The sequence below is a fragment of the Swingsia samuiensis genome, assembly GCF_006542355.1.
GTDB classification, from domain to species: domain Bacteria; phylum Pseudomonadota; class Alphaproteobacteria; order Acetobacterales; family Acetobacteraceae; genus Gluconobacter; species Gluconobacter samuiensis.
On the sequence record NZ_CP038141.1, the window covers coordinates 1,821,518 to 1,845,179 of the forward strand.

Sequence of the window (23,662 nt, forward strand, 5' to 3'; positions counted from 1 at the left end):
ATAAGAAATTACATCTGATGTGTCGAAGGCCTCCCTGTAAAGGGAGGCTTTTTTATTTAGAAAGATTTTAGAAGTCTATTTAAGTAGTCAAGTTCAGTTTGAGGCCGAGTGCGGTCTGCAGCACGGCGACGCAGTTCTCTTTCAATATCACGCGCGCGATCACGAGCATTGCTGTCTGGAATATGCATATTTGAATCATTTTTGCTACGTCCTTCACCAAGTTTTCGACCAAGCGGATCTTTGCTTTTGTCTTGCTGGGTGTCGTCGTCACTGTCGTCATCTGGCTCAGCGTCATCTCCATTGTCGCCTTGTTGGCCGGCCGCGCCGTGTTTAGGCCCAGTTTTATTTCCCATGCCGCCTGAAGGAATGAAACTCAAACGGCCATTTTTACCACTGCCAGAACCGCCAGATGCTTGATTTTTTTGCATCTCTTTTCCAGCATCGGACAAGTCTTTTAAAACCTTTTGTTCGGCTGTAATGGCCTGACTATCATTGCGATCGGCTAAACTCTTTTGAGCAGAAGCCATGTCTTTTGCAGCTTGATCAAATGCTTTAACTGGTTTTTGTGTTAACTCTTTTACTCGTTGCGCCAAAACCTTATTTACACGCGCTAAGGCCCGTTGCGAAGCATGATCCATTTGTCGAGCAGGTGATTGTTGGGCAACGGTTGCAGGATCTGTCGGAAGGTTTGACGGGGCTTCATTCTGTTCGATACTTTTAGAAGGCTGCTGTCCAAGTTCTCGAAGCAGATCAGAAGTTGTCATCTGGCTAATATCTGTCTGAGCATTATTGGCTGATGGATTTTGGGCTTGCGCAGCTTTTTGTGCTTCGGATAGACGAGCCTGTGTATGGTCAAGAAGGGCTGTTTCTCGATGAATCAGATCGCGTAGAGCGGAATGTTGAGCATGAGCCTCTTCACGGGCTTGCATTTGCTGAGCTAGGGCTTTTAAGTCTTCAGGAGTGGCTTGGCGCATATGCTCAGCCATATCTTCCATTTGTTGAAGACGTTTCAATGCTTCGTCCCCGTGCCCTTGGGATGCATCAGATTGAAGGCGCTGCATTTCTTCCGACCATGGGTCGGCGGTGCTTGCTTGAGACTGAGGCATAATAATCCCGTTTTGAGCTGCTTTTTGGAATAAAAGCTGCATCCGGCGATTAAGAGCGTCTTTGAGTATTTGGGTTCTACGTTGAAGTTCTTTTTGCTCGTCGAGGGAACGTCCTTTTTCTCCTAAATCATGCATATGATTGAGTTGTTGCTGGACCCCTTGTTGTGCAGCCCGAACGGCTGCTGCTGAATCTGCAATTTCAGGCCCATCGTGTCGTAAATCATCAAGATAAAGAGCTAAAGCCCAGAGCTGGTCGGGGATTGTTTCGGGAATGTCTTGTGTTTTCTGGTGCTGTAGAGTGGCGATATTGAGGGCTAGAGCAGCCCAAATGCCACGCACATCGGTGGTTTGCGTGAGGAGTTGTAATTCATATGCAGCTTGAGAGGGAGTTTCTTGGTTGAGCATTAAGCGCTGCCGTACAGCGATAATAGCTTTGGCAAGAGGGTCAGAAAACTTACGAGCGCCTAAAGTGAAGTGGATTGGTGTGCTACGGTTTTCTTTTTTGGAAATGCTTGTTGCATGCAAAATACCAACAACATCCATTCCCGCAAAAGGACTTGAAGATAAGTCAGGTTGAGCTGTTCCTGTCGCTTGTTTGGGGGTTCCATTTAAAGGGATTGGGATGTGAATAATGTGATTATTATGAGAGTGTGGCAGGTGTATTTCTGCTTCTAAAGAAGCAACACCAAAAGATTGATGCACTTTCCAAGGTAAAACTGTTCGGAAATCATCTTTTTGAGGAGATGGTTTTCCATTCCAAGAGACATCCGGTGGCAAATCTGCAATGATAGTAATAGGCCACTGACCTAAAAGATGCCCTCTAGAACGTATTTTTAGAGTAGCATTATTTTGAATTGTTGCTTTTGCAGTCCAGCTTTTTTCATCTAACTGATGACGGTTAAAAATCTGAGCACCTTGAATAGAAGGTGAAGAGACCGCCCCTGTTACGATAATATTTAGAGTAGCGCCCTGTGGAACAGTAAATGTGGTGTTAGCTGTGGTTTGAGAAAGAAAAATAGGAGCGCCGGGAGCAAAATCTGGTTGTTCTATCCACGCTTGTAGAGTTGGCAGGGGCACGCTGTCATCATCAACTCCAGGTACAAACCCCGCATAAAGCCTTGAAATGGAGTGTGATCCACTGATCGTAAAACCCAGCAGCAGGGCGAGAACTATTATGAGACTACTGATTTTTTCACGGAATGTGAGTTGAATGTGCGGGAAGCCAGTTCTCAAAGGGCCAAGAGAAGAAATAATGCGTTGAACATGAGTTGCCCAGATGTACTTTTGTTCAGCGCTACCAGCATATGCAGGCTGATCAGTAAGGGTGAGTAAAGGCTGAGCAGAAAAATGCGATGCGTGTTCAATGCGTCGATCTAGTTCTGCTGTGCTTGGGGTCGGTAAAGATCGTATCCCTCGGATGCATAGCCATACGAATGCGATGAAGCATACAATCTCAAATGTAGCATGGATCCAGTCGGGAAGGGATTGAGGGATACGTGCTAATGTTGAAAGAATAAATAACATTGCAATCACAAAGGGCCAACGCAAAGCAGGCAAAGCTTTTTCCCACCACATGATATGGCGGGCTCGGCGGCGTGCAGAGGTGAGGCGTGTGATTGCAGATGTTAAATCAGGCATGATGGGAGTGTAGCCATTCAGGAACAGTTTCGGAAGCGATGAGCTCTTCAATTGTTTGACGTTGGCGAATGACAGCCCATTTGCCATTATCGATAAGAACTTGTGTTGCAAGAGGTCTAGAATTGTAAGTGGAACTCATAACAGAGCCATAAGCGCCAGTATCGAGCAACGCAACAAGATCCCCACGCTTTAGATTTTCCGGTAGGAAACGTGCGCGGGCAAAGATATCACTGCTTTCACAGACTGGCCCGACAACATGCCATGGGGCTGTGGGAGTGCTGAGGGCTGTTGGTGCAACCGGTACAATACCATGCCATGAATCATACATAGCAGGTCGGGTAAGATCATTCATGGCAGCATCAAGAATGATAAAACTGGGTGAGCCAGCCTTTGTTTCAATAACACGAGAAAGTAAAATGCCGGAAGGAGCGGAGAGCCAACGGCCAGGCTCTAAACTGAGCTCAACGTCCAAATCACCGAGTGTCTCAGCAATAACGCCTGCAAGCATATCTGGTGAGGGCGCGATTTCATTTTTATAACAGATCCCAAGACCTCCGCCACAATCAATACTTTCAACGCTATGTCCCATGGAGCGAATTTCTCTTACCATGTCCGCCAAGCGGCTATATCCTTTGCGGAAAGGCTCTGCGGTTAACATTTGGCTCCCAAGATGGACAGCAAGCCCAACGAGGTGAATATTTTTAAGAGATGCCCCTTGAGCGTATAATTGTATTGCTTGGTTATGCTCAATGCCAAATTTATCGCCAGCGCGTCCTGTGCTGATTTTATCATGGGTCTTTGCATCCACATCCGGATTTACGCGGAGTGCAACTCGAGCGATCTTCCCGCAGGTGGCTGCGATGTTATTGAGGCGGAAAAGTTCTTCAGCACTTTCAACGTTAATTTGACGAATGTTTTTCTCAATAGCGAGGCGTAATTCTTCATCAGATTTCCCGACCCCAGAAAAAACAACCCCTTCTGGTTGAATACCTGCACGTAAGGCGCGGATCATCTCTCCGCCGCTTACGATATCCACACCATAGCCGCAATGATGCAAGACTGTGAGGACAGCTTGGTGATCTTGCGATTTCATCGCAAAGTGAAGATGCATATTGAGTTTATGCGCTTCAAAGGCTTGTTTTAACGTTTTTGCACGCTGGCGGAAGGTATTAGCGCCTGTAATCCAGCATGGGGTGCCGACTGACGCCGCGATTGTATGGAGCGGGACACCTTCAAAAAGAAGACCATCTCGCGCGTCCATTTTTAAAGAAGGACGAGCGGCAAGGAGATCATTCAAGAGTGGTTCTGATGCGTGTGTATTATTCATGATGATCTTACCGTATCCTGCTCTTTCTGATGTTCCAAGCGTTTCAAGTGAAAGTAAGGGCTAAAACATGAAAAAAAGCATGAAAGGTCGATTTATTTTTCAAATTTTTTCTCGGCTATGGGACAGAGGCATTTTTGTTTTAGCTCTGAGTGTATGTTTTGCTTGGAAAAACGTGAATGCACAACCGCTTCCACACCTACCTGGCATAGGGAATAACCATTCTCGCGAAGTGATTGATCCTAATACGATGCCATGGAGTATTCTGGGGCGTGTACAGACAGAGTTGGGCGTACGGTGTACCGGCTTTGCTATTGCGCCAACGGTTATGATGACAGCAGCTCATTGTTTATGGCTTCCTGCAACGGGGCATTATATTCGGCCTCAGGATGTTCATGTTTTGATGGGATATGAGCGGGGACGTTATCGTCAGCAGGAGCGTGTTCAGCAGTTTATTATACCGTCCGGCTATAATCCTAGGAACGAAGCTGGAACAGTTATGAATGATCGAGCGGTTTTGATTTTAAAGCAGCCTGTTATTCGGATACAGGAACGGCCGATGTTATTATCCGCAAAGTCTGGAGAGGCTGCTCGTTTGGTGGGGTACTCTCAGGATCGGGTTGAAGTTCTTTTGGGAGATCTTCATTGTCACACTGTTCTGGTAGATTCAGGTGGGCTTATTCATCATGATTGTGAGGGAACACATGGTGTAAGCGGGGCACCATTATGGTCACAAAATGAAAAAGGCCAATGGGGCGTGAGTGGAATAGTGGTTGAAGCGAATGTTGGGAAGGGCGGAGAGGCAATCCCAGTTCAATAAAATGAATATCACAAATATTTTTATAAATAAAAATAGAACCTATCGTAAGATCTGCGTTTAAATAGAACAAGCATAGTTGATATTTTGTAGGTCATCGTAACCGGGAGGCGAAGATGTATTCTATGGCAGAAAAGGGTGTTATATTTAATAATGAACCCTCGCAAGGTTTAGATTCACTTTCTACCTTCAGCAATAAAGTAAAAAGAAAGATACTTATTGTTGAAGATCAGCCTTTGTTGCGTTTTTTAGCTGCGGATCTTTTTGAAGAAGCTGGATTTGAGCCATTCCTTGCTGAAACAGCAGATGAAGCAGTTGAATTTTTAGATAAAGGCGAGATGGTTGATCTTGTTTTTACGGATGTTGGTGTTCCAGGTAATTTCAATGGGTGGGATCTTGCTCAGAAAGTAAGCAAGAAATGGCCAACAATAGGAATTATATTAACAACCGGGTATGGCCTTCATCATGAGATGAAGGAGGGAGCACCGAAGCTAGCCTTCGTTCCCAAGCCCTATGAATGGGAAAACCTATATCAGGTTATTGAGAAATTGTGTTGATTTTGTTTGATTGGCGCACCCGAAAGGACTCGAACCTCTAACCCCCAGATTCGTAGTCTGGTGCTCTATCCAGTTGAGCTACGGGTGCGTATCGAATTTTAAGCTATTACATAATAGCAGTTGGCGCACCCGAAAGGACTCGAACCTCTAACCCCCAGATTCGTAGTCTGGTGCTCTATCCAGTTGAGCTACGGGTGCAACGTGAGCGGGTTTATATCGGGGGTTTAAAAATATGACAACCCCCATTAACAATATTTTTTAACGTCGGGTCATTGTAATGTGAGCCCGGCAGCTTTGTGAGCCAAAAATACCACCGATTGCTTGTCCAACAGGATATCCATTGAAAACGATAGCTGTTTGATGATGATTAATGTCTTTCATAGGGAGTTCGGCATGATAGTGTTGACTACCAGGTGTGTAGGTTCCGCGAAGAATCTGGGAATTATCTCCTGGGGTAAAAATAATTTCTTTCCCTTCAATCGCTAATGTAGAAGGTGCTGTTGTAGGGCATGATCCTTGGTCTGTAATGAGAGTGCCAGCCCAGCGTCCTTCAGGGTTTTTCCCAGGGTCTGGGGTTGCACATGCTGCGAGAAGCACCATTGTAGAGAAGGAAAGAAAGGTTGTTAAACGCATCTTATTGTTGCTCCTTGTTTGAAGAGTGGTGACGTATAGAGCACAACCGCTTATAGGGTTGCATTAAAAGTCATAACCCCCGGAACGTGTGAGGCCATTACATTGACCCAGAAGGATTCTAAATCTGTTACTAAGCTTGATGAAACCCTTCATGAAGATCGGATACTTATTCTAGACTTCGGAAGCCAAGTAACACAACTTATTGCCCGTCGAGTACGGGAAAGCGGTGTATATTGTGAAATTTGGCCTTTCACCGCGACAGATGACAAAATTAAGGAATTTAATCCTCGTGGGATTATCCTTTCGGGAAGTCCTGCTAGCGTTCATGATGAAAATGCGCCTGCCGTTCCTGAAAGTGTTTTTTCACTAAATCGACCCGTTCTCGGCATTTGCTACGGTCAGCAAGCAATGTGCCAACTCCTAGGTGGGAAAGTGGAGACACATGAACATCGTGAGTTTGGACGCGCTTATATAGATATTGCTGAAGATTGTGCTTTGTTTCGCGGGGTTTGGGCTCGAGGCAAGCGTGAGCAAGTCTGGATGAGCCATGGTGACCGTGTCACAGAACTACCTCCCGGGTTTCGTGCTGTTGCTCATTCAGAAGGAGCGCCTTTCGCTATTATTGCGGATGAGGGACGCCGTTTATATGGTGTGCAGTTCCACCCTGAAGTAGTGCATACACCGCATGGAGCGGCTTTAATACGGAACTTCACCCATGATGTCGTCGGTTGTAACGGGACATGGAGTATGGCTGGTTTCCGTGATTTAGAAATTGAACGGATTCGTAAGCAAGTTGGTGATGGAAAAGTTATTTGCGGCCTATCCGGAGGAGTGGATAGTTCTGTTGCTGCAAAGCTTATTCACGAAGCAATTGGTGATCAGCTAACGTGTATCTTTGTTGATCCGGGCATTTTAAGAGCCGGTGAAGCTGATGAAGTTGTAAAAACATTCCGTGGGAAGTTTAACATTCCTTTGGTTCATCGTGATGCATCTGATTTGTTCTTAAAGGAACTGGCGGGTGTAACCGATCCTGAAGTTAAAAGAAAAACGATCGGCCGTTTGTTTGTTGAGGTTTTTGAAGAAGAAGCTGCAAAGCTGGGTGGAGCACAATTCCTTGCTCAAGGAACGTTATATCCAGATGTTATTGAAAGTGTAAGCTTCACAGGCGGTCCATCAGTCACCATTAAATCTCATCATAATGTTGGTGGCTTACCTGAGCGCATGAATATGCAGCTTGTTGAGCCTTTGAGAGAACTCTTTAAAGATGAGGTAAGAGCTCTTGGGCGTGAATTGGGAATTCCAGAGAATATTGTAGGACGTCATCCATTCCCAGGACCGGGCCTCGCTATTCGTATTCCTGGGGATATTACAAAAGAGAAGTTGGATCTTTTAAGAAAAGTCGATGCGATTTATCTTGAAGAGATTAGAAATGCCGGCCTTTATGACGCCATCTGGCAGGCTTTTGCCGTTCTTCTTCCTGTAAGAACTGTTGGTGTTATGGGGGATGGCCGCACGTATGATCAAGCGTGTGCACTGCGCGCTGTTACCAGCACAGATGGAATGACTGCTGAAGTTTATCCTTTTGATTTTGCTTTTTTAAATCGGGTTGCAGGGCGTATTGTTAACGAAGTCCGTGGGATTAACCGCGTAACATACGATATTACGTCTAAACCTCCCGGCACCATTGAATGGGAATGATCTGATCTTTTCTAGAAGTTTTATAAAAAAGCCCGTTTTGAGCGGGCTTTTTTCGTTTATTTATCTTGGTTGAGCAAGCCATGAGATGCGTTTTGTTTTTAATGCAAAAGGGATGGAAAGAACGCTAGCAACAGAGAATTCACGAGCAATCATTACGGTAATACGAAAATGTTGTAATGTGGCTGCGTGAGGTGGGAAAAATTGGATAGAGAAAGAGATGATTAAACTCAGTAAAGAAAAAATTATCTCAAGAGACGGAAGAATTTGAAGCTGAGTTAAACGTTGAAGTCTTTTTTTGGTATCGTGAGTTTGTAAAGCACGTCTAAACAAGAATTGAAAAATGTAAACAAAGCAAAGGCTTAAAATAAACCCTGCCAATACAGAGTATTTTTTATCGTGAGGAAATATATAAGTATAAATAGTAGAACCCATGCTGATCAGAGCAAGGCCACCAGTCAATGTAATCCCTAAAGCTAAAATAAGATTTTCGCTTCGGGTCATATTGACTTGATCATCTAAGAAAATATTTTTCATTTTTTTATCTTGGTTGAGCGAGCCATGAAATACGTTTTGTTTTTAATGCAAAAGGGATGGAAAGAACGCTAGCAACAGAGAATACACGAGCAAGAAGTATGGCAAGATGAAAATGTTTTAATGTGTCCGTGTGAGGTGGAAAAAAATTGATAGAGAAAGAGATGATTAAACTCAGTAAAGAAAAAATTATCTCAAGAGACGGAAGGATTTGAAGTTGAGTTAACCGTTGAAGTCTTTTTTCGGTATCGTGAGTTTGTAAAGCACGTCTAAGAAGGAATTGAAAAGTGTAAATAAAGCAAAGACTTAAAATAAATCCTGCAAATAGGGAGTATTTCTGGTCGTTAGGGAATATATAAGCGTAAATAGCAGAACCTATGCTGGTCAAAGATAGATTGCCAGTAAAAACAATTCCCAAAGTAAAGATAAGATTTTCGCTTCGGGTCATATTGACTTGATCATCTAGGAAAATATTTTTCATTTGTGTACTGATCCTATATGGAAACCAAGTCTGTGAAGATTACGAGCAATTATATCGTGGTTTTCCGGGTTTAATTCGTCCTTCGACATGAGATAGAGGGAGGGGGGAACAGTTAGCCGAGGGGTTACTTCATGAAGCGCTAGTTTTTTCAGCTCTCGTTGAAGGGCTTGTGATTCATTAATGGCGCGTTGATGAGCCCGCTCAGCCAACTCAGCATATTTTTTGGCATATTCAGCAGAACGAGCGCGAGCAGCAGAATTGGGTGCACTATAAGATTCTTGCTGTGCTCGTGTTGCATTTTGCTCTGCTCTCTTCATTACGTTTTGAGCCGACTTAGTAGCAGTTTGAGAGGCGTTTATTATCTCAGGTACATCTTGGGCTATTTTATAGATACCAAGAGCAGCATCAGGGATGGATGCTAGGATTGCTGTCCAACGAAGAAGAGCAGTTCTTTGCTTGAATGTTTCAGCATCTTCTTCATCCCCTGAGACTTCAAGTGCCCAAGCACCTCCATCTGTGAGAAGTAAAATAGCAGCTCCTATGGTTGCCACGATAGCGAGCCAGCCAGACGCAGCGGTTATTACTCCAATAGATAAACCGACAGCAACTACGTCTAGAGCAACTCCTATTGTGTCATTTTCATCGTCATTAAATGCTCGTTTAATGACTGGGATAGAGGTGATACTTTTTGTCAAAGCATTGCCAAGTTCCATATCCATTTCACCGCGGATTCTTGATGTCTCTACTTCATCATCGATAATTTCTTGGATCCAGCCTTTTATTTTTCCCCAAAATGTGGGGTGGATAGGAGGAGTCGGTTTTGATGGAGTAGGAATGGGTTTCCATTCAACAATGACGGTTTCCCCAAAGCCGGCTCCATCGAAAAGAGGAGACCTTAAAACGCAGAGATTATCACCATTAGCCCAAGTTATTCCGACTGACCGATCTAGGGCGCTATCAATAAATTGGCTAAGTTTGGTTGTGGCAATTTGTTAAGTTTGAAAAGGTCCCCAAAGAGGGGAGTTGGATAAAGGGGGTTCTGCCATTGATTGCTGCTTTATAAATAATGTATTTAGAGAAGTAATAATGCATAATTTGTGATAAATGGAATGCGATCAGGGATAAAATATATGTGATTGCGAATTATTATTTCTTTAATAAAAGTACGTCATATAGAAAAGGTTAGATTGAAATGAATGAGATTATTTGTCCGCATTGTAAAAAAGCATTTAAGGTAGATGAAACAGGTTATGCGGATATTTTAAAACAAGTCCGAGATCATGATTTTAACGAGCAATTGCAAGAACGGCTTCGTGTGGCTGAAAAAGACAAAGAACAGGCGGTAGAACTTGCGCGTGTTCAAACAACAGCTGCTAAAGATGTAGTGATACAGGAGTTAAAAAATAAACTTCAGTCAGAGGAAAGTGAACGAAAATTTGCGCTGGCAGAAGCTTTGGGAGGGCTTGAGAAACAGCGTGATGCATTAAAAAATGAACTTGATCGTGTTAAACATGAACATCAAAATACGGCTCAATTAGCGGCGATGAACTTAGAGAATGCTTTGCAGAAAGCAGGTGCCGTTAAAGATGCAGAAATACAGGATTTGAAGGCAAAGTTGGATGCCAGTAAGGCTTCTCAAGAATTAGCACTAGTTAAAGCCGTACAACCAATTGAGAAAGAGCGGGACGCCCTGAAAACGAGCCTGCAAAAAGTAGAGTTTGAGAAATCTCTTTCTGAAAATGCACTGAAAGAAAGATACGAGCTTCAGATTAAAGATCGGGATGACGCAATCGAACGGTTGAGAGATATGAAAGCGCGTTTATCGACCAAAATGGTCGGAGAAACTCTCGAGCAGCATTGTGAGATCGAATTTAATCGCATTCGTGCAACGGCATTTCCACGGGCGTATTTTGAAAAAGATAATAATGCACGCAGTGGGAGTAAGGGAGATTATATTTTTCGGGATATGGACGAGAATGAGACTGAAATCGTCTCGATTATGTTTGAAATGAAGAATGAAAGTGATCAGACGGCTACGAAGAAAAAGAATGAAGATTTCTTTAAAGAATTAGATAAAGATCGCGACGAGAAGAAGTGCGAATATGCGGTTCTTGTATCATTATTAGAACCAGAGAATGATTTATATAACTCTGGGATTGTTGATGTGTCTCACCGTTACTCAAAAATGTATGTCATTAGACCGCAGTTTTTTATCCCGATGATTACGTTGTTACGGAATGCTTCTATTAAATCACTAGAATACAAAACCGAACTTGCTTTAATGAGAAAGCAAAATGTTGATATTACTGATTTTGAGAAGAAGCTGGATGAATTTAAAGGTGCTTTTTCAAAGAATTATGATCTGGCTTCACGGCGGTTCCAGTCGGCTATTGAGGAAATTGATAAGTCGATTAATCATCTACAAAAAACAAAGGATGCTTTATTAGGAGCCGATAGAAACTTACGCCTTGCGAATGATAAAGCGCAGGATGTAACAATCAAAAAATTGACCCGAGGGAATAAAACAATGGCGGATAAGTTTTCTGATTTAAAGAAAAGAGATTTTTAACGAAGTATGACCCGCTGGTGAAGCGGGTCATAAAGACGTTATTTTGTAGAAATTGGAGTAAGTTGGGCGCGTGCTTCACCGGTCGTGTAACGTGAAGTGTGCAGGTTGATATAGCTTTTGCCAGAGATGACTATTTTTTGTTGGTCTGGTGTCAGGTGCACGGTTCCATCCATATGGCGCCTAAAAGGGCCGGGGAGCGGGGAGATGACTTTTCCATCAATATTGGCTTCAGCGGGGCCGTGCAAATGAGCTGTGGTGATAGGACCAGATAAACCTTCGGCTTTTATGTTATACATCAAAGTGTTTTGGTCGGTATCTAATGTTGCAAAAACAGAGCCTGAAACAGGTGTCGTTGCATTATGTTCTGTTTTAAAGGGACCAAAAAGCTGGACGGTCTCAGCAGAAGCATAAAAAGGAACTGCTGCAAAACTTGCAATAAGAATTGTAGAAAATAAACGACTTAGCATGGCATATGGCCTAATTTATATGTGACATAGAAACATTATGTTTCTAGTTCAGTATTCCAATAAAGGTAATCGCGCCAACTTTCATGTAAATAATGCGGAGGAAAGGTTTTTCCATTCTCTTGTAGGCGCCGGCTACTCGGACAAATCGGTTTTTGCCGAGGGAACATTTTTATTTCTTGAGGCAGCTTAGAGCCTTTTAACAGGTTACAAGGGCTGCATGCTGTGACGACATTGTCCCAAGTTGTTTTGCCTCCTTTAGAACGCGGAATAACATGGTCGAATGTCAGTTCCTGTGTCGGGAAGTGATCATTGCAATATTGGCACGTAAAATTATCACGAAGGAAAACATTAAAACGTGTGAAAGCAGGCTTTCGAGAGGTTGGAACATAGTCTTTTAAGGCAATAACACTTGGAAGCCTCATGTTGAGACTTGGAGAGTGAACCGTTGCGTCTTCATATTCAGAAAGAACAGAAACGCGATCGAGAAAAACGGCTTTAATAGCTTCCTGCCAAGACCATACAGAAAGAGGAAAGTAGGATAAGGGCCGAAAATCGGCATTAAGGACAAGAGCCGGAAAATGCTGACTATTGGCTGACACCACGCGCATCCTTTTAATAAGGACGACACATATTTGCTCGGTGTAAAACAGTAGACCGAAAAACAGTGTCGTCGGCTTCTCTGCTGTGAGTATTTCAGTAAAATACGTTCTCGGCAAGATGGATTACAAGGGGTGAGGCTCCTTAAAGGCGTAGCTCTTTGATATGCCTTAACAAAAAAGGAGAGCTAATGAGCTCTCCTTAGAATGTTTGGCTATTGTGCTGGGTAGTTACGTGGGTAAATAACTTCAGAAGCCGGGCCCGCTGGCTCGGGTGCGTTCTTTTTTCCGCAAGCGCTGAGAGATAGACCAAGGCTTGTTAAGGCTAAACTAACAAGTAAAAGCTTTTTCATAAATTATCCTAACTTTTCGAGCCATGCTTGTGCTTGGTGTTGAACGTTTTTCGGAGCTGTTCCACCAAAGCTGGTGCGAGAGGCTAATGAAGATTCAACCGTTAATACATCAAAAATGCCAGCATGAATATTTGGTTCAACATCCTGCATTTCTTGTAACGAAAGGTCTGCTAGATCGCATTTCTTTTTCTCTGCTAAGCCGACAAGTCGCCCTGTGACGTGGTGAGCTGTACGGAAAGGAACGCGGAGTTCTCTGACCAGCCAATCGGCTAAGTCGGTTGCTGTGGAGAAGCCCATTCCTGCGACTTCACGCATGCGTGCTTCGTTTGGCTTTAAATCGCGGATCATCCCATCCATTGCGGCTAGGGAGAGTGTCATGGCCTCTGTTGCATCAAAAACAGGCTCTTTATCTTCTTGGCTGTCTTTCGCATATGCAAGCGGAAGGCCCTTCATAACTGTTATCAGGGCGGTGAAGTCACCAAGGATACGCCCAATTTTTGCACGAACCAGTTCTGCCGCATCTGGATTGCGTTTTTGAGGCATAATGGAAGAGCCAGTCGTGAACGCATCAGAAAGTGTGATAAAGCCAAAAGGAGCCGAGGCCCACATCACAATTTCTTCTGATAAACGTGATAGATGCATGGCTTGCAAGGACAGAGCAGAAAGAAACTCTAAGGCGAAGTCCCGGTCTGAAACAGAATCCAGAGAATTGGCGGTTGGGCGATCAAAGCCGAGTTCTGTTGCTGTCATCTTACGATCTATAGGAAAAGATGTTCCTGCAAGAGCCGCAGAACCTAATGGGCATTCATTCAATCGTTGGCGTGCATCATGTAACCGGGTGCTATCACGAGAGAGCATTTCAACGTAAGCAAGTAGGTGGTGCCCGAACGTAACGGGTTGAGCTACTTGCAAATGTGTGAACCCAGGCATTGGTGTTGCGTGATATTCCAAAGCGCGGGTAGCAAGGCTACGCATCAAAGCTGAGGTTTGGTCTAACAACCCGTCAATGGCATCACGAACCCATAGGCGAAAATCAGTAGCAACCTGATCATTGCGGGATCTGGCGGTGTGAAGGCGTTTTCCAGCTTCTCCAATACGCTCGGAAAGACGCGCTTCGATATTCATGTGGATATCTTCAAGCGCGGGTGAGAAAGTAAAATCACCATTAATAATTTCTTGCGCAATGTCACTGAGTCCCTGCTGAATTTCAGCAAGTTCTGTTTCATTTAAAAGGCCAACTTTATGAAGCATGGCAGCATGCGCGAGAGAGCCTTTAATGTCTTGCCGCCATAAAATTTTATCGAAACCAACGGACGCATTAATTTCCGTCATAATGGCTGCAGGGCCAGAAGCGAACCGTCCTCCCCATTGAGGATTGGCTGTATTGGCATCAAAGTTTGGAGAAAGAGCAATTTCGTTTTCGACAGGAGCGTTTTTCATGATAACCATAATAGGATGAAACAGAAGCAGATCGACCGGCGAGCTTTTCTTATTGGAGGGGCAAGCCTAGCCGCAGCGGCGCCGCTATGCAATTCCGCACATGCGGATGATAGTCAACCCAAGTCTATTTTATCTGCATTGCAGTTCAATTCGCCTTTTGTGCCTTCGTTTGACTTGGCTGTTCAAAATATAAAGGGGGAGCAAAAATTGCTATCCTCTTGGCAAGGTAAACCTTTAATTTTGCATGCATGGGCGACATGGTGTGCTCCATGTAAAAAGGAATTACCCGCTTTGGATGGCTTTATCGCCAAGTGGGGAAGTGTTTGCCCTGTGCTGCCTATTGCTTTAGCGAGTCACGATTCTCAAAAAGTATCAGAGTTTTTGAACAGAGAGGGGCTTTCCCATATTGGATCATGGACTGCTGATTGGCAGAAACTTGGCCAATGGGCGAAGGTGAGTGAGGTTAGTTTGCCAACGACCTTCCTTGTTGATGCGAAGGGGGCTATCCGGTCATCCTTTCCGGGTGATATTAATTGGGGAGTTCCAGATGCTGGAGAGCAGATTCATCAGGTTTTGAGGCAGCTCTAAGGTGTAAATTTAAATATTATTAAAGAATTTTTTCGTGATGAGATGAAGGTTTTTATGTCGAATACATTACTGAGTTCTATTGATCCTGCACCCTATTTGATGTTTCCCGAAAGGAAACCCTCTCCGTTTGTATTAGTAAGCGACCATGCGGGGCGAAAAGTCCCTGAAAAATTAGGTGATTTAGGTGTCGGTAAAGAAGATTGGGACCGGCATATAGCATGGGATATTGGCATTGGTGAGGTTGGTCAGCTTCTGCATAAAGCTCTTGGCTCCGTATTGATTGAGCAGGTTTATTCACGGTTGGTCATCGATTGTAATCGAGCGCCAGGTCATAAAACTTCAATCCCGCATGTGAGCGATGAAACGGCTGTTCCAGGGAATATTCATGCACCTGAAACATGCCGTCAGATGCGAGAGAAAGAGATTTTGCACCCTTATCATGATGTGATTGAAGAAGTGTTGTCGCAGCGTGGTCAAAAGCCAACAGCCTTAATTGCTTTGCATAGCTTTACCCCTCAATTTGGTGGTAAGAAAAGGCCATGGGATATAGGGATTTTACATAATCGAGATAAAAGAATGTCTCAGATTATGCTCAATCTTTTGCGTGAAGACCCTGAGTTATGTGTGGGGGATAATGAGCCGTATGTTTTGACGGATACAAGCGATTATACCGTTCCATATCATGCGGAAACGAAGGGGTTACCTTATTTGGAAATTGAAATCCGTCAGGATCTTATTGGAGATAAGGCTGGGCAGCATTTATGGGCAGAGCGTTTAGCCTACTTGTTGCCAATGGTTTGGGAGAGAATGGCTCATGATTGATGGACGTACAAAACTGGCGGGCGTGATGGGGTGGCCGGTGGGGCATTCTCGATCTCCTATGCTTCATAATTACTGGTGTCGTATTAATGGAGTGAACGGAGCGTATCTGCCTCTTCCCACTCAACCAGAGCATTTTAGCGCTGCGTTGAAAGGGTTGATGGCTGCTGGCTTTAGGGGGGTGAATGTTACAATCCCACATAAAGAAGCCGCGATGCGTTTATGTGATGATTTGACAGATACTGCTAAGCGGGCAGGCGCTGTGAACACGGTTTTTTTTGAGAATGGGCGTATTATTGGAGAATGTACGGATGGAACGGGGTTTTGTGAGAATTTAATTGCACACGGTGTAAAAATTCAGGGCCGAGTGATGATCTTGGGAGCGGGCGGTGCAGCGCGTGCTGTGGCAGCGGCCTTGTTGGACCGAGGGTGTGAGGTTGTCATAGCGAATAGAACGCTAGAGCGTGCCGAGGCCCTGACTGCTGCCATGCAGGGTGGAGAGGCTGTATCATGGTATGATTGGCCTGCGCTGTTGAGTGGGTGCTCGCTTTTGGTGAACGCAACGTCTTTAGGAATGGAAGGGGGATCAGAGTTTGATTGGTTGCCTTTGTTAAGTCAGGCAGGTCCCCATCTTTGTGTTGCAGATATTGTGTATACTCCTCGGGAGACACCGTTCCTGATGGCGGCTCAAAGTAAGAGATTAAAAACAGTCGATGGATTAGGGATGTTGATTTATCAGGCGCGTGTTGGTTTTCGCGTTTGGTTTGGTGTTGAGCCGAAAGTTGACGAGGACACTTTTGAGCTTCTAGCTGCGAGCTTACGTTAAGAGATGCAGGTTATTGGTCTGACAGGCGGGATGGCAGCAGGGAAAAGTACAGTTGCATCGTTGTTTCGTCAGGCACATATCCCTGTATTTGATGCGGATGCTGTTGTTCGAAAGTTACAGGGGCCAAGGGGTAGGGCCTTTCCGTTTATTGCGCAGCATTTTCCCAAAGCGGTTAAAAACAATCAACTTGATCGAACCGTTTTGAGAGAAGAAGTTTTGTCTCGTCCTGAGGCGCTTGGGATACTGGAGAAAATAATTCACCCTTTAGTCCGTCAAGAACGTGAGTTATTTTTAAGACGTTGTCGCGCAAGAGGAAAACGAGAATGTGTGTTGGATATTCCATTACTAATGGAAATAAATGCAGATCAGGAATGTGATTGGGTTGTTGTTGTGGAAGCGCCATATTCTACGCGTTTGGCGCGTATTCGACAGCGGGGTAAAGGCAATGTACGGATGTCGGAAAAGCAGGCTCAGGGTTTTTTGAAGCGACAAATGTCTGATGAGGAACGCCGCCGTCGGGCTGATTTTGTGATTAAAACAGGATTATCAAAAGCGAATACGGTAAAACAGGTTGCTCGCTTTTTGCATCATATACGAGAGATAGCATGAAACGCTCTATTTTATTTGATACAGAAACAACGGGGTTTGATCCTGAGCAGGGTGATCGGATTATTGAGATTGCGGCTTTGGAACTGATAGATGATTTGCCTTCAGGAAAACAGTTTCATGTCTTGATTCATCCTGAACGTGATATTCCTGAAGAAGCCACAAAAGTTCATGGGTTTCGGATTGAGGATTTGGAAGGGAAACCCAAATTCGCAGAAATAGCAGAAGAGTTTTTAGGCTTTATTGGAGCCTCTCCCATGATCGCTCATAATGCGCGTTTTGACTTTAAGTTTGTTAATGCAGAGCTATCACGGGCTGGTTTTTCTGAGTTGGATTATAAAAGCCGAGCGGTTGATACGGTTGAGATGGCTCGTAAGAAATTCCCGGGGCTCCCAGCAAGCTTGGATGCGTTGTGCCGACGCTTTAATATAGATCTTTCTGAACGAGGAACACATAATGCATTGCTTGACTGCCGTTTGTTGGCCGATGTTTATCTGGAATTAATTGGCGGTCGTCAAAGAGGGCTGGGCTTGTCTGGCCCGGCACGCAACAGGAGGTCCTTGCAGGGGCAAGACACTTTGAGTGATCGGATACCAAGACAGATGACGCCACCAACCGCCGAAGAAATTGCGATGCATGAAGCCTTTATTGATACGCTGAAAGACCCGGTTTGGCGTCGATCTGAATGAGAATTCTTTTTATTGCCTCTAATCGTTTAGGGGATGCTGTTATTTCGACGGGTATTTTGGATGCGTTACAAAAACGTTATCCTAAAGCGCTGTTTACCATAGTATGCGGCCCTGTCGCTGCCGGTGTATTTGAAGCTCATCCGCAATGTGAGCGGCTTATTGTTATGGAAAAACAAAAATATGATCGGCATTGGATCGATTTATGGATGCAATGTATTTCCATCGCTTGGGTTTTAACGGTTGATTTGAGGGGGTCTCTTTTAAGCGCTTTTTTATGGTCACGTCAGCGCATCATTGTAAGAGGTGGACGGCGAAAAGGACGAAAAATTGAGCAGCTTGCTCGTGCCTTGAAGTATGATACGGTTCCAATGCCACGGGTATGGATTTCACAACGCCAAAAAGAATATGCTGCCCGTATTCTGCCAGAAGGAAAGTGGCTTGCATTGGGGCCAACTGCGAATTGGGATGGGAAAATCTGGCCAGCTAATCGCTTTGTTGGGTTGGCTCAAGCGTTGCAAGAAAAGGGGTATCGTACGGTTGTGATCTACGGCCCGGGAGACCGGGAGCGTAGGATAGCACGTGCTGTTTTGCAGGATTTACCCCCAGATGCGATTGATTTAGGAGGAGACCATACAATTGGTGAGGTGGCGGCCCTTTTACAAAAATGTCAGTTGTTTGTAGGGAATGATTCAGGCTTGATGCATCTGGCCGCAGCAGCCGGTGTGCCAACGCTTGGTTTGTTTGGGCCATCAAAAATGTCTGAATACGCACCAGCGGGGGAAAGAGCGTATGCTATTGCAGCACCCGGTTTGGAGGGTGAGGCACCTATAGATGGATTGCAGATTAAAAATGTTGTGCAAGTGGCCTGCGATATTTTGAATAATCAGGCACAGTCTTTTAAAACGTAATGTGACCTAAGAGTTGATGGAAGATCAGATTTTGTCAAAACGGAGAGCCCGCGTAGCACATGTTATGGCTGGTTCAGCACATGGTGGAGCTGAATTGTTTTTTGAACGTCTGTTGGCAGCACAGGCGCAGGATCAACGGTTTGTTAAAGCTTTTATAAGGCGCAATAAAGAGCGTGAAAATCGGTTGCATGCAGCGCAGGTGACAACTCAAACATTTCGGTTTGGGGGAGCGCTGGATGTTGGGACAAAATATCAGTTAAAATCAGCATTTCATAAATTTAAACCAGATATTGCGATCGCATGGATGAGCCGTGCGGCAAAAAAAATGCCATCTGGGTCTTGGGTGACAGCTGGGCGGCTTGGAGGGTATTATGACCTATCGAATTATAAAAATTGTCGGCATTTAATAGGGAATACAAGGGGTTTGGCACGGTGGATGCGTGAGCAGGGCTGGCCATCGCAATATGTTCATTATCTGCCTAATTTTGCAAAAGATTTATCAAGAAGTGTTCCGGCGCGACCAGATTTTCTGCCTTCAGACGTTCCTTTTGTGTTGGCGTTAGGGCGCTTGCATCAGAATAAGGCTTTCGATGTTTTAATTCGAGCAATGACTTTTCTGCCCAAGGTTCATCTGGTTATAGCTGGAGAGGGGCCGGAACGAAAAAATTTAGAAGAATTAATCATGAGAGAGAAATTAGCAGACCGGGTGTATCTTCCCGGGTGGGTGCAAGACACGAGTTCTTGGTTACGTGCGTGTGATGTTATGGTATGTTCTTCGCGCATTGAGCCTTTAGGTAACGTGGTGGTTGAAGGGCTTTCGGCGGGAGTGCCTGTTGTTGGAAGTAATATTCAAGGGCCGCAGGAAATTTTAGCTGAAACAGGAGATGGTTTATTAGCTGAGGTAGAAAATGAACGATCTTTTGCTCAGCAAATTCAAAAAATCCTGCATGACCCTGTGTTGGCGCAAACACTCCGGCATAATGGTCGTGTCCGTTTTGAACGTGAGTTTTCACAAGACGTTGTTATGAAGCACTGGTCTGAATTTCTGGACAAAGAAGTGAGCTGATTAATGTGTGGAATTGCCGGAATTTCTTGTCTGCCAGGCTTTAAGCCCTCTGAAGAAGCTCTGGAGAAGATGTCTCAAGCGCTTTTCCACCGAGGCCCTGATGGGGGTGGTCGTTTTGACTCGTCTAGTGCTGCATTAAGGCACAGACGTTTGTCAATCGTTGATATAGAAGGGGGGGCACAACCTTTTTTGTATCAAAACGGTGCTCTCGTTGCGAATGGCGAGATCTATAATGATCCAGAAATTCGGGAACAATTTTCCGATAGTTCTTTTTCTTCACATAGTGATTGTGAACCCCCTTTGCATCTGATGTTAAAAGATGGAGTGGGATATACGCATGCCTTACGCGGGATGTATGCTATTGCGGCATTAAAAGACGAGAAAGAACAACATGAGTTGCTTCTCTCGCGTGACCCTTTTGGCATTAAGCCTTTATATTTTGCTCATTATGATGAGGGAATTGCGTTTGCTTCAGAAGCTCAGGCTTTGCTTGTTGCAGGATTTGGCCAAAGAGAGGTTCGGGCGCAGGCGCGTAATGAGTTGCTGCAATTACAATTTACCGTTGGGCAAGAGACAATTTTCCCGGGGATACGTCGCTTGTTACCGGGAGAAACTATTCGTATTGTTAATGGTAAAATAGTAGAAAATTATCGTCGGAAGGCTACTTCTGAAGCCAAAAAGTTTGTTGGGCCTATGTCCGATCAGCAAGCGTTGCAGGAATTGGATAAAGCGCTTCTAGATAGTGTGCATGCTCATTTGCGGGCGGATGTTCCACGAGGTTTGTTTCTCTCTGGAGGGATTGATAGTTCAGCAATTTTAGTGGCGGGCCATAAACTTGGTCTTACACATCCCAGAACGTGGACTGCCCGTTTTGATGCGGGTTCTAATGATGAAACAGAGGCTGCAGCCGCTCTTGCTGCATCTGTAGGGGCCGAGCATCACGTCTTTACGATTACCGAACAGATGGTGTGGGATAATTTGCCAGCAATTGTAGCTTGTATGGATGATCCTGTTGCTGATTACGCGATTATTCCCACATGGCTTCTTGCGCGGGAAGCTCGAAAAGCAGTTACGGTTATTTTAAGTGGTGAAGGAGGGGATGAGCTTTTTGCAGGCTATGGTCGCTATCGTCGTGCATTAAAGCCATGGTGGAAAGGCGGCCGTAAAACTTGGAAAACGGGAACCTTTGGGGCCACCTTTCCCAAGAAGGAGCGCCAATGGCGAGAAGGGCTCGCGAGAAAGGGTTTTTCACAAAAAACCTCTCGTTTGAATGCAGTTCAGGCATTGGATATTGAAGAATGGCTCCCGAATGATCTCCTCCTAAAGTTGGATCGCTGCTTAATGGCTCATAGTCTAGAAGGGCGTACTCCTTTGTTGGATCCAGTTATTGCGAAGGCAGTATGGTCATTGCCAGATCAATTCAAAATCCGAGGCAAGTACGGAAAATGGTTGTTGCGCCAATGGTTGGCTCTCAATGCTCCCCACAGTAACCCTTTTGCAGAGAAGAAGGGATTTACGGTGCCTATTGGGGTGTGGATTGAGAAGAAAGCCGCTCAATTAGCTCCATTCGTTGCGCGACATCCAAGCTTGAAAGGCGTTATGACTGAGCAGGATATAACGCAGGTGTTTGAGCGAGCCTCTCAGCGGCGTTACGGTCGCCAGGCTTGGAGTTTATTGTTTTACGTATTGTGGTTTCGTCATCATGTTGAAGGGGTTCCTGTGGAGGGGGATACTTTTGATGTGTTGTCTTGTGCGGTTTAATATTTTTTAAGAGAGATAAGGAAAAAAGATGCATTACGATTTGATCATACGTGGTGGAAAATGTGTTTTCCCATGGGGTGAGAGTGAAGCAGATATTGGGGTTCATAACGGCCGAATAGCGTCTTTATCTGTGTCGCATCAGGATGAAGCTGATCAGATTATTGATGCAAAAGGGTTACATGTTCTCCCTGGTTTGATCGATAGCCATGTTCATTTGCGTGACCCTGGGAATGCAGCTGTTGAAACATTGGAGACGGGGACCCGCGCGGCTGCATTAGGAGGGGTAACAACCGTTTTTGATATGCCCAATACGTCTCCGAGTGTGACAGATAAGAAAATGTTGGATTGGAAACGTGAGCATATTAGCCAAGTCGCTCATGTTGATGTGGGTATGTATATTGGTGCAACCCGAGAGAACACACCAGATTTAGCTATGTTGGAGCAACAGCCCGGTGTGTGTGCCATTAAGGTTTTTGCAGGGTCTTCTACCGGCGATTTAATGATTGAAGATGATGCTGGGATTGAAGCTGTTATGCGGTCTGGCCATCGTCGAGTGTGCTTTCATTCAGAAGACGAATATCGTTTGCAAGAACGCAAATCGATGTTTCATGAAGGCCAGCCTTACGAGATGCATAGTGTATGGCGGGACGTGGAGTGCGCTTTCTTAGGAACACGCCGTATTATGGCGATAGCGCGTAAGACAGGCCGTCCAGCGCATATTTTACATACATCCACGGCTGAAGAATTAGAGTATTTGGCTGAATATAGAGATGTTTCCACTGTTGAGGTGCTGGTTAATCATCTTACGCAAGTTGGGCCGGAATGTTACGAAAAGCTGGGAGGCCTCGCTGTAATGAATCCTCCTTTGCGGGATCGTTATCATTACGAAGCAAGTTGGAAGGCCGTGCAGGATGGTCGTGTGGATGTGGTTTCATCCGATCATGCTCCGCACCCTCTGGAAGCAAAAAAACGCCCATGGCCGACATGTCCCGCCGGGTTAACAGGCGTACAGACGATTGTTCCTGTGATGTTGGACCATGTGAATGCAGGGCGTTTGTCCTTGGCGCGTCTTGTGGATGTGATGGCTGCTGGTCCTGCTCGTGTTTATGGACTGCAAACAAAAGGTCGTTTGGCGGTTGGGTTTGATGCAGACTTCACTTTGGTCGATATGAAGGCCCAGCGCGAAATTACCAATGATTGGATTGTCTCCCCGGCGGGTTGGACGCCTTTTGATGGGACCACAGTTCAAGGGTGGCCTATGGCGACCATTGTTCGTGGAACGGTTGTTATGAAAAATAATGAGGTTATTGGTAACGCGACGGGACGCTTTGCCAAATTTGCGCCTTGATCTGCGCTTAGGCGCACATATTTTTGATGCGAGAAAGTAGAATATTATGATTCGACGTGTGGTAGTGGTGTGTGGATTGGCATTATTAATGTCTGGTAGTTCTTTCGCGGCCGAATCAAACTGGTCTGCCTCTAAATGTGGTGCAGAACCTGCTATGCCAGTTATTAAAGTTGGTACGGTTGCGCAGTATAATGAGAGCGTTGATCGTGTGACGGCATACGAGAAGCAGGCACGGACGTATAATGCTTGTGTTTCAACTCAGGCAAATCGGGAAGAAACCGCAATCAGCCAAGAGGCTAGTGCGCGAATCTCTCATATTCATGCAGGAAGTGCTGCTGTGCAGGCTCGCATTGCTGCAACTTTTCAAAAACTTTCTGCAACATTAACGGCGGCAGGTCGTAAACTCGGACATCATTAAGAGATTAAAGCCCCATTCTTTCTTGATTTTGTAAAGGAGTCAGGGAAGTGGGGCCTTCATAAGTTTGATGGGCAACGTTTGGCATGAGGTCTGGTCTTGCCCAACAAGTTGTTCCTTCAAAGCCTGTTGTACAGTATGGCTGTGGTGGTGGTGGCCCGACAGGGCGAGAGCAGAAGCTTTCATCGTCATAAAGATACGCGGTATTACAGTCTTTTTGCGTTAAGGCCGAAGCTATTCGGTCAGGCGCACACCCGCTTAAAGGCATTAAAAGTGCAAAAAGAGAGGGTATGGGTTTAAACTTCATATGAAAGAGTATGGGATGTAAACGTTAAAGAGTGCTTAAAATTATTTATTTAAGCATGAAATGTCGGTTTAATGCTGGAAGCGTTTGCCGCAAACGGCTGGCTCTTGTATGGTCGGCAT

General features: G+C 45.0%; 24 protein-coding genes and 2 tRNA genes. 14 read left to right on the top strand and 12 right to left on the bottom strand.

Annotation, left to right across the window (positions count from 1 at the left end; genetic code table 11):
* Positions 1 to 56: 56 nt before the first annotated feature.
* Entirely contained in the window at positions 57 to 2,744 is a 2,688-nt protein-coding gene (locus E3D00_RS08640) for a DUF4175 domain-containing protein (RefSeq protein WP_141461741.1), read from the bottom strand.
* Positions 2,737 to 4,071, bottom strand: coding sequence for a diaminopimelate decarboxylase (gene lysA, locus E3D00_RS08645; protein ID WP_246091414.1), 1,335 nt, complete (start codon positions 4,069 to 4,071; stop codon positions 2,737 to 2,739). The genes E3D00_RS08640 and lysA overlap by 8 nt, the downstream gene beginning before the upstream one ends.
* 67 nt (positions 4,072 to 4,138) lie before the next feature.
* On the opposite strand from lysA, the gene E3D00_RS08650 reads away from it, so the two are divergent.
* Together E3D00_RS08650 and E3D00_RS08655 are read left to right on the top strand one after the other, a co-directional pair.
* On the top strand, positions 4,139 to 4,888 hold the full coding sequence (locus E3D00_RS08650; RefSeq protein ID WP_246091415.1) for a trypsin-like serine peptidase: 750 nt from the start codon (positions 4,139 to 4,141) through the stop codon (positions 4,886 to 4,888).
* Positions 4,889 to 5,010: 122 nt separating this feature from the next.
* On the top strand, positions 5,011 to 5,442 hold the full coding sequence (locus tag E3D00_RS08655; RefSeq protein ID WP_181441957.1) for a response regulator: 432 nt from the start codon (positions 5,011 to 5,013) through the stop codon (positions 5,440 to 5,442).
* Positions 5,443 to 5,453: 11 nt separating this feature from the next.
* On the opposite strand, the gene E3D00_RS08660 is transcribed toward E3D00_RS08655, so the two are convergent.
* From E3D00_RS08660 to E3D00_RS08670, 3 genes are all read right to left on the bottom strand, one after another.
* Positions 5,454 to 5,530, bottom strand: a tRNA-Arg gene (locus E3D00_RS08660).
* A 33-nt stretch (positions 5,531 to 5,563) separates the two neighbouring features.
* Positions 5,564 to 5,640: transfer RNA gene (locus tag E3D00_RS08665), tRNA-Arg, on the bottom strand.
* A gap of 60 nt (positions 5,641 to 5,700) precedes the next feature.
* Positions 5,701 to 6,075 carry a hypothetical protein gene (locus E3D00_RS08670; protein ID WP_141461745.1) on the bottom strand — a complete coding sequence of 125 codons (375 nt, stop codon included), beginning with the start codon at positions 6,073 to 6,075 and terminating at the stop codon, positions 5,701 to 5,703.
* A gap of 96 nt (positions 6,076 to 6,171) precedes the next feature.
* Here E3D00_RS08670 and guaA point away from each other — a divergent pair, with 96 nt between their 5' ends.
* Positions 6,172 to 7,773, top strand: a complete 1,602-nt coding sequence (gene guaA / locus E3D00_RS08675) for a glutamine-hydrolyzing GMP synthase (RefSeq protein WP_408909370.1) — start codon at positions 6,172 to 6,174, stop codon at positions 7,771 to 7,773.
* 60 nt (positions 7,774 to 7,833) lie between these two features.
* On the opposite strand, the gene E3D00_RS08680 is transcribed toward guaA, so the two are convergent.
* Genes E3D00_RS08680 through E3D00_RS08690 form a run of 3 tightly spaced genes read right to left on the bottom strand, consistent with a single transcriptional unit; the run spans position 7,834 to position 9,504 of the window.
* Positions 7,834 to 8,307 (bottom strand): hypothetical protein, encoded by a 474-nt coding sequence (locus E3D00_RS08680; RefSeq protein ID WP_141461750.1) that lies wholly within the window; start codon positions 8,305 to 8,307, stop codon positions 7,834 to 7,836.
* A 4-nt stretch (positions 8,308 to 8,311) separates the two neighbouring features.
* Positions 8,312 to 8,785, bottom strand: a complete 474-nt coding sequence (locus E3D00_RS08685; RefSeq protein ID WP_141461752.1) for a hypothetical protein — start codon at positions 8,783 to 8,785, stop codon at positions 8,312 to 8,314.
* Positions 8,782 to 9,504 carry a hypothetical protein gene (locus E3D00_RS08690; RefSeq protein WP_141461753.1) on the bottom strand — a complete coding sequence of 241 codons (723 nt, stop codon included), beginning with the start codon at positions 9,502 to 9,504 and terminating at the stop codon, positions 8,782 to 8,784. Before E3D00_RS08690 ends, E3D00_RS08685 begins: the two co-directional genes overlap by 4 nt.
* Before the next feature lie 473 nt (positions 9,505 to 9,977).
* Between E3D00_RS08690 and E3D00_RS08695 the strand changes: the two genes are divergently transcribed.
* Complete coding sequence (locus E3D00_RS08695) at positions 9,978 to 11,354, top strand: DUF2130 domain-containing protein (RefSeq protein ID WP_141461755.1); 1,377 nt, start codon at positions 9,978 to 9,980, stop codon at positions 11,352 to 11,354.
* 38 nt (positions 11,355 to 11,392) lie between these two features.
* On the opposite strand, the gene E3D00_RS08700 is transcribed toward E3D00_RS08695, so the two are convergent.
* The 4 genes from E3D00_RS08700 to argH all read right to left on the bottom strand — a co-directional run bounded on the left by E3D00_RS08700 (position 11,393) and on the right by argH (position 14,210).
* Positions 11,393 to 11,821: a CHRD domain-containing protein gene (locus E3D00_RS08700; RefSeq protein WP_141461757.1), complete on the bottom strand. Its 429-nt coding sequence runs from the start codon at positions 11,819 to 11,821 to the stop codon at positions 11,393 to 11,395.
* A 35-nt stretch (positions 11,822 to 11,856) separates the two neighbouring features.
* The gene (locus tag E3D00_RS08705; RefSeq protein WP_141461759.1) at positions 11,857 to 12,429 is read right to left on the bottom strand and encodes an HNH endonuclease; all 573 of its coding nucleotides are present in this window, start codon (positions 12,427 to 12,429) and stop codon (positions 11,857 to 11,859) included.
* A gap of 203 nt (positions 12,430 to 12,632) precedes the next feature.
* A complete protein-coding gene (locus E3D00_RS10555; protein WP_181441958.1) occupies positions 12,633 to 12,770 on the bottom strand; it encodes a hypothetical protein in 138 nt (45 codons plus the stop codon).
* Between the two features lie 3 nt (positions 12,771 to 12,773).
* Complete coding sequence (gene argH, locus E3D00_RS08710) at positions 12,774 to 14,210, bottom strand: argininosuccinate lyase (RefSeq protein ID WP_141461761.1); 1,437 nt, start codon at positions 14,208 to 14,210, stop codon at positions 12,774 to 12,776.
* Between the two features lie 15 nt (positions 14,211 to 14,225).
* On the opposite strand from argH, the gene E3D00_RS08715 reads away from it, so the two are divergent.
* The 10 genes from E3D00_RS08715 (at position 14,226) to E3D00_RS08760 (ending at position 23,239) form a co-directional block, all read left to right on the top strand.
* Complete coding sequence (locus E3D00_RS08715) at positions 14,226 to 14,798, top strand: TlpA family protein disulfide reductase (protein ID WP_141461763.1); 573 nt, start codon at positions 14,226 to 14,228, stop codon at positions 14,796 to 14,798.
* A gap of 54 nt (positions 14,799 to 14,852) precedes the next feature.
* On the top strand, positions 14,853 to 15,620 hold the full coding sequence (locus tag E3D00_RS08720; RefSeq protein ID WP_141461765.1) for an N-formylglutamate amidohydrolase: 768 nt from the start codon (positions 14,853 to 14,855) through the stop codon (positions 15,618 to 15,620).
* Complete coding sequence (locus E3D00_RS08725) at positions 15,613 to 16,443, top strand: shikimate dehydrogenase (RefSeq protein ID WP_141461767.1); 831 nt, start codon at positions 15,613 to 15,615, stop codon at positions 16,441 to 16,443. Before E3D00_RS08720 ends, E3D00_RS08725 begins: the two co-directional genes overlap by 8 nt.
* Before the next feature lie 3 nt (positions 16,444 to 16,446).
* The gene (gene coaE, locus E3D00_RS08730; RefSeq protein WP_141461769.1) at positions 16,447 to 17,052 is read left to right on the top strand and encodes a dephospho-CoA kinase; all 606 of its coding nucleotides are present in this window, start codon (positions 16,447 to 16,449) and stop codon (positions 17,050 to 17,052) included.
* Positions 17,049 to 17,738 carry a DNA polymerase III subunit epsilon gene (dnaQ, locus tag E3D00_RS08735; RefSeq protein ID WP_141461772.1) on the top strand — a complete coding sequence of 230 codons (690 nt, stop codon included), beginning with the start codon at positions 17,049 to 17,051 and terminating at the stop codon, positions 17,736 to 17,738. The genes coaE and dnaQ overlap by 4 nt, the downstream gene beginning before the upstream one ends.
* On the top strand, positions 17,735 to 18,646 hold the full coding sequence (locus tag E3D00_RS08740) for a glycosyltransferase family 9 protein (protein WP_141461773.1): 912 nt from the start codon (positions 17,735 to 17,737) through the stop codon (positions 18,644 to 18,646). The genes dnaQ and E3D00_RS08740 overlap by 4 nt, the downstream gene beginning before the upstream one ends.
* A gap of 64 nt (positions 18,647 to 18,710) precedes the next feature.
* Positions 18,711 to 19,712, top strand: coding sequence for a glycosyltransferase (locus tag E3D00_RS08745; RefSeq protein ID WP_408909371.1), 1,002 nt, complete (start codon positions 18,711 to 18,713; stop codon positions 19,710 to 19,712).
* 3 nt (positions 19,713 to 19,715) lie between these two features.
* Positions 19,716 to 21,473 carry an asparagine synthase (glutamine-hydrolyzing) gene (asnB, locus tag E3D00_RS08750; protein ID WP_141461778.1) on the top strand — a complete coding sequence of 586 codons (1,758 nt, stop codon included), beginning with the start codon at positions 19,716 to 19,718 and terminating at the stop codon, positions 21,471 to 21,473.
* A gap of 28 nt (positions 21,474 to 21,501) precedes the next feature.
* A complete protein-coding gene (locus E3D00_RS08755) occupies positions 21,502 to 22,821 on the top strand; it encodes a dihydroorotase (RefSeq protein WP_141461780.1) in 1,320 nt (439 codons plus the stop codon).
* Positions 22,822 to 22,867: 46 nt separating this feature from the next.
* Positions 22,868 to 23,239 carry a hypothetical protein gene (locus E3D00_RS08760; protein ID WP_141461783.1) on the top strand — a complete coding sequence of 124 codons (372 nt, stop codon included), beginning with the start codon at positions 22,868 to 22,870 and terminating at the stop codon, positions 23,237 to 23,239.
* The last annotated feature ends 423 nt before the right edge of the window (positions 23,240 to 23,662 follow it).

Coding starts and splice junctions, on each gene's coding strand:
- E3D00_RS08640 (WP_141461741.1), bottom strand. CDS start 2,744: ATGCCTGATTTAACATCTGCAATCACACGCCTCACCTCTGCACGCCGC.
- lysA (WP_246091414.1), bottom strand. CDS start 4,071: ATGAATAATACACACGCATCAGAACCACTCTTGAATGATCTCCTTGCC.
- E3D00_RS08650 (WP_246091415.1), top strand. CDS start 4,139: ATGAAAAAAAGCATGAAAGGTCGATTTATTTTTCAAATTTTTTCTCGG.
- E3D00_RS08655 (WP_181441957.1), top strand. CDS start 5,011: ATGGCAGAAAAGGGTGTTATATTTAATAATGAACCCTCGCAAGGTTTA.
- E3D00_RS08670 (WP_141461745.1), bottom strand. CDS start 6,075: ATGCGTTTAACAACCTTTCTTTCCTTCTCTACAATGGTGCTTCTCGCA.
- E3D00_RS08680 (WP_141461750.1), bottom strand. CDS start 8,307: ATGAAAAATATTTTCTTAGATGATCAAGTCAATATGACCCGAAGCGAA.
- E3D00_RS08685 (WP_141461752.1), bottom strand. CDS start 8,785: ATGAAAAATATTTTCCTAGATGATCAAGTCAATATGACCCGAAGCGAA.
- E3D00_RS08690 (WP_141461753.1), bottom strand. CDS start 9,504: ATGGATATGGAACTTGGCAATGCTTTGACAAAAAGTATCACCTCTATC.
- E3D00_RS08695 (WP_141461755.1), top strand. CDS start 9,978: ATGAATGAGATTATTTGTCCGCATTGTAAAAAAGCATTTAAGGTAGAT.
- E3D00_RS08700 (WP_141461757.1), bottom strand. CDS start 11,821: ATGCTAAGTCGTTTATTTTCTACAATTCTTATTGCAAGTTTTGCAGCA.
- E3D00_RS08705 (WP_141461759.1), bottom strand. CDS start 12,429: ATGCGCGTGGTGTCAGCCAATAGTCAGCATTTTCCGGCTCTTGTCCTT.
- E3D00_RS10555 (WP_181441958.1), bottom strand. CDS start 12,770: ATGAAAAAGCTTTTACTTGTTAGTTTAGCCTTAACAAGCCTTGGTCTA.
- argH (WP_141461761.1), bottom strand. CDS start 14,210: ATGAAAAACGCTCCTGTCGAAAACGAAATTGCTCTTTCTCCAAACTTT.
- E3D00_RS08715 (WP_141461763.1), top strand. CDS start 14,226: ATGAAACAGAAGCAGATCGACCGGCGAGCTTTTCTTATTGGAGGGGCA.
- E3D00_RS08720 (WP_141461765.1), top strand. CDS start 14,853: ATGTCGAATACATTACTGAGTTCTATTGATCCTGCACCCTATTTGATG.
- E3D00_RS08725 (WP_141461767.1), top strand. CDS start 15,613: ATGATTGATGGACGTACAAAACTGGCGGGCGTGATGGGGTGGCCGGTG.
- coaE (WP_141461769.1), top strand. CDS start 16,447: ATGCAGGTTATTGGTCTGACAGGCGGGATGGCAGCAGGGAAAAGTACA.
- dnaQ (WP_141461772.1), top strand. CDS start 17,049: ATGAAACGCTCTATTTTATTTGATACAGAAACAACGGGGTTTGATCCT.
- E3D00_RS08740 (WP_141461773.1), top strand. CDS start 17,735: ATGAGAATTCTTTTTATTGCCTCTAATCGTTTAGGGGATGCTGTTATT.
- E3D00_RS08745 (WP_408909371.1), top strand. CDS start 18,711: ATGGCTGGTTCAGCACATGGTGGAGCTGAATTGTTTTTTGAACGTCTG.
- asnB (WP_141461778.1), top strand. CDS start 19,716: ATGTGTGGAATTGCCGGAATTTCTTGTCTGCCAGGCTTTAAGCCCTCT.
- E3D00_RS08755 (WP_141461780.1), top strand. CDS start 21,502: ATGCATTACGATTTGATCATACGTGGTGGAAAATGTGTTTTCCCATGG.
- E3D00_RS08760 (WP_141461783.1), top strand. CDS start 22,868: ATGATTCGACGTGTGGTAGTGGTGTGTGGATTGGCATTATTAATGTCT.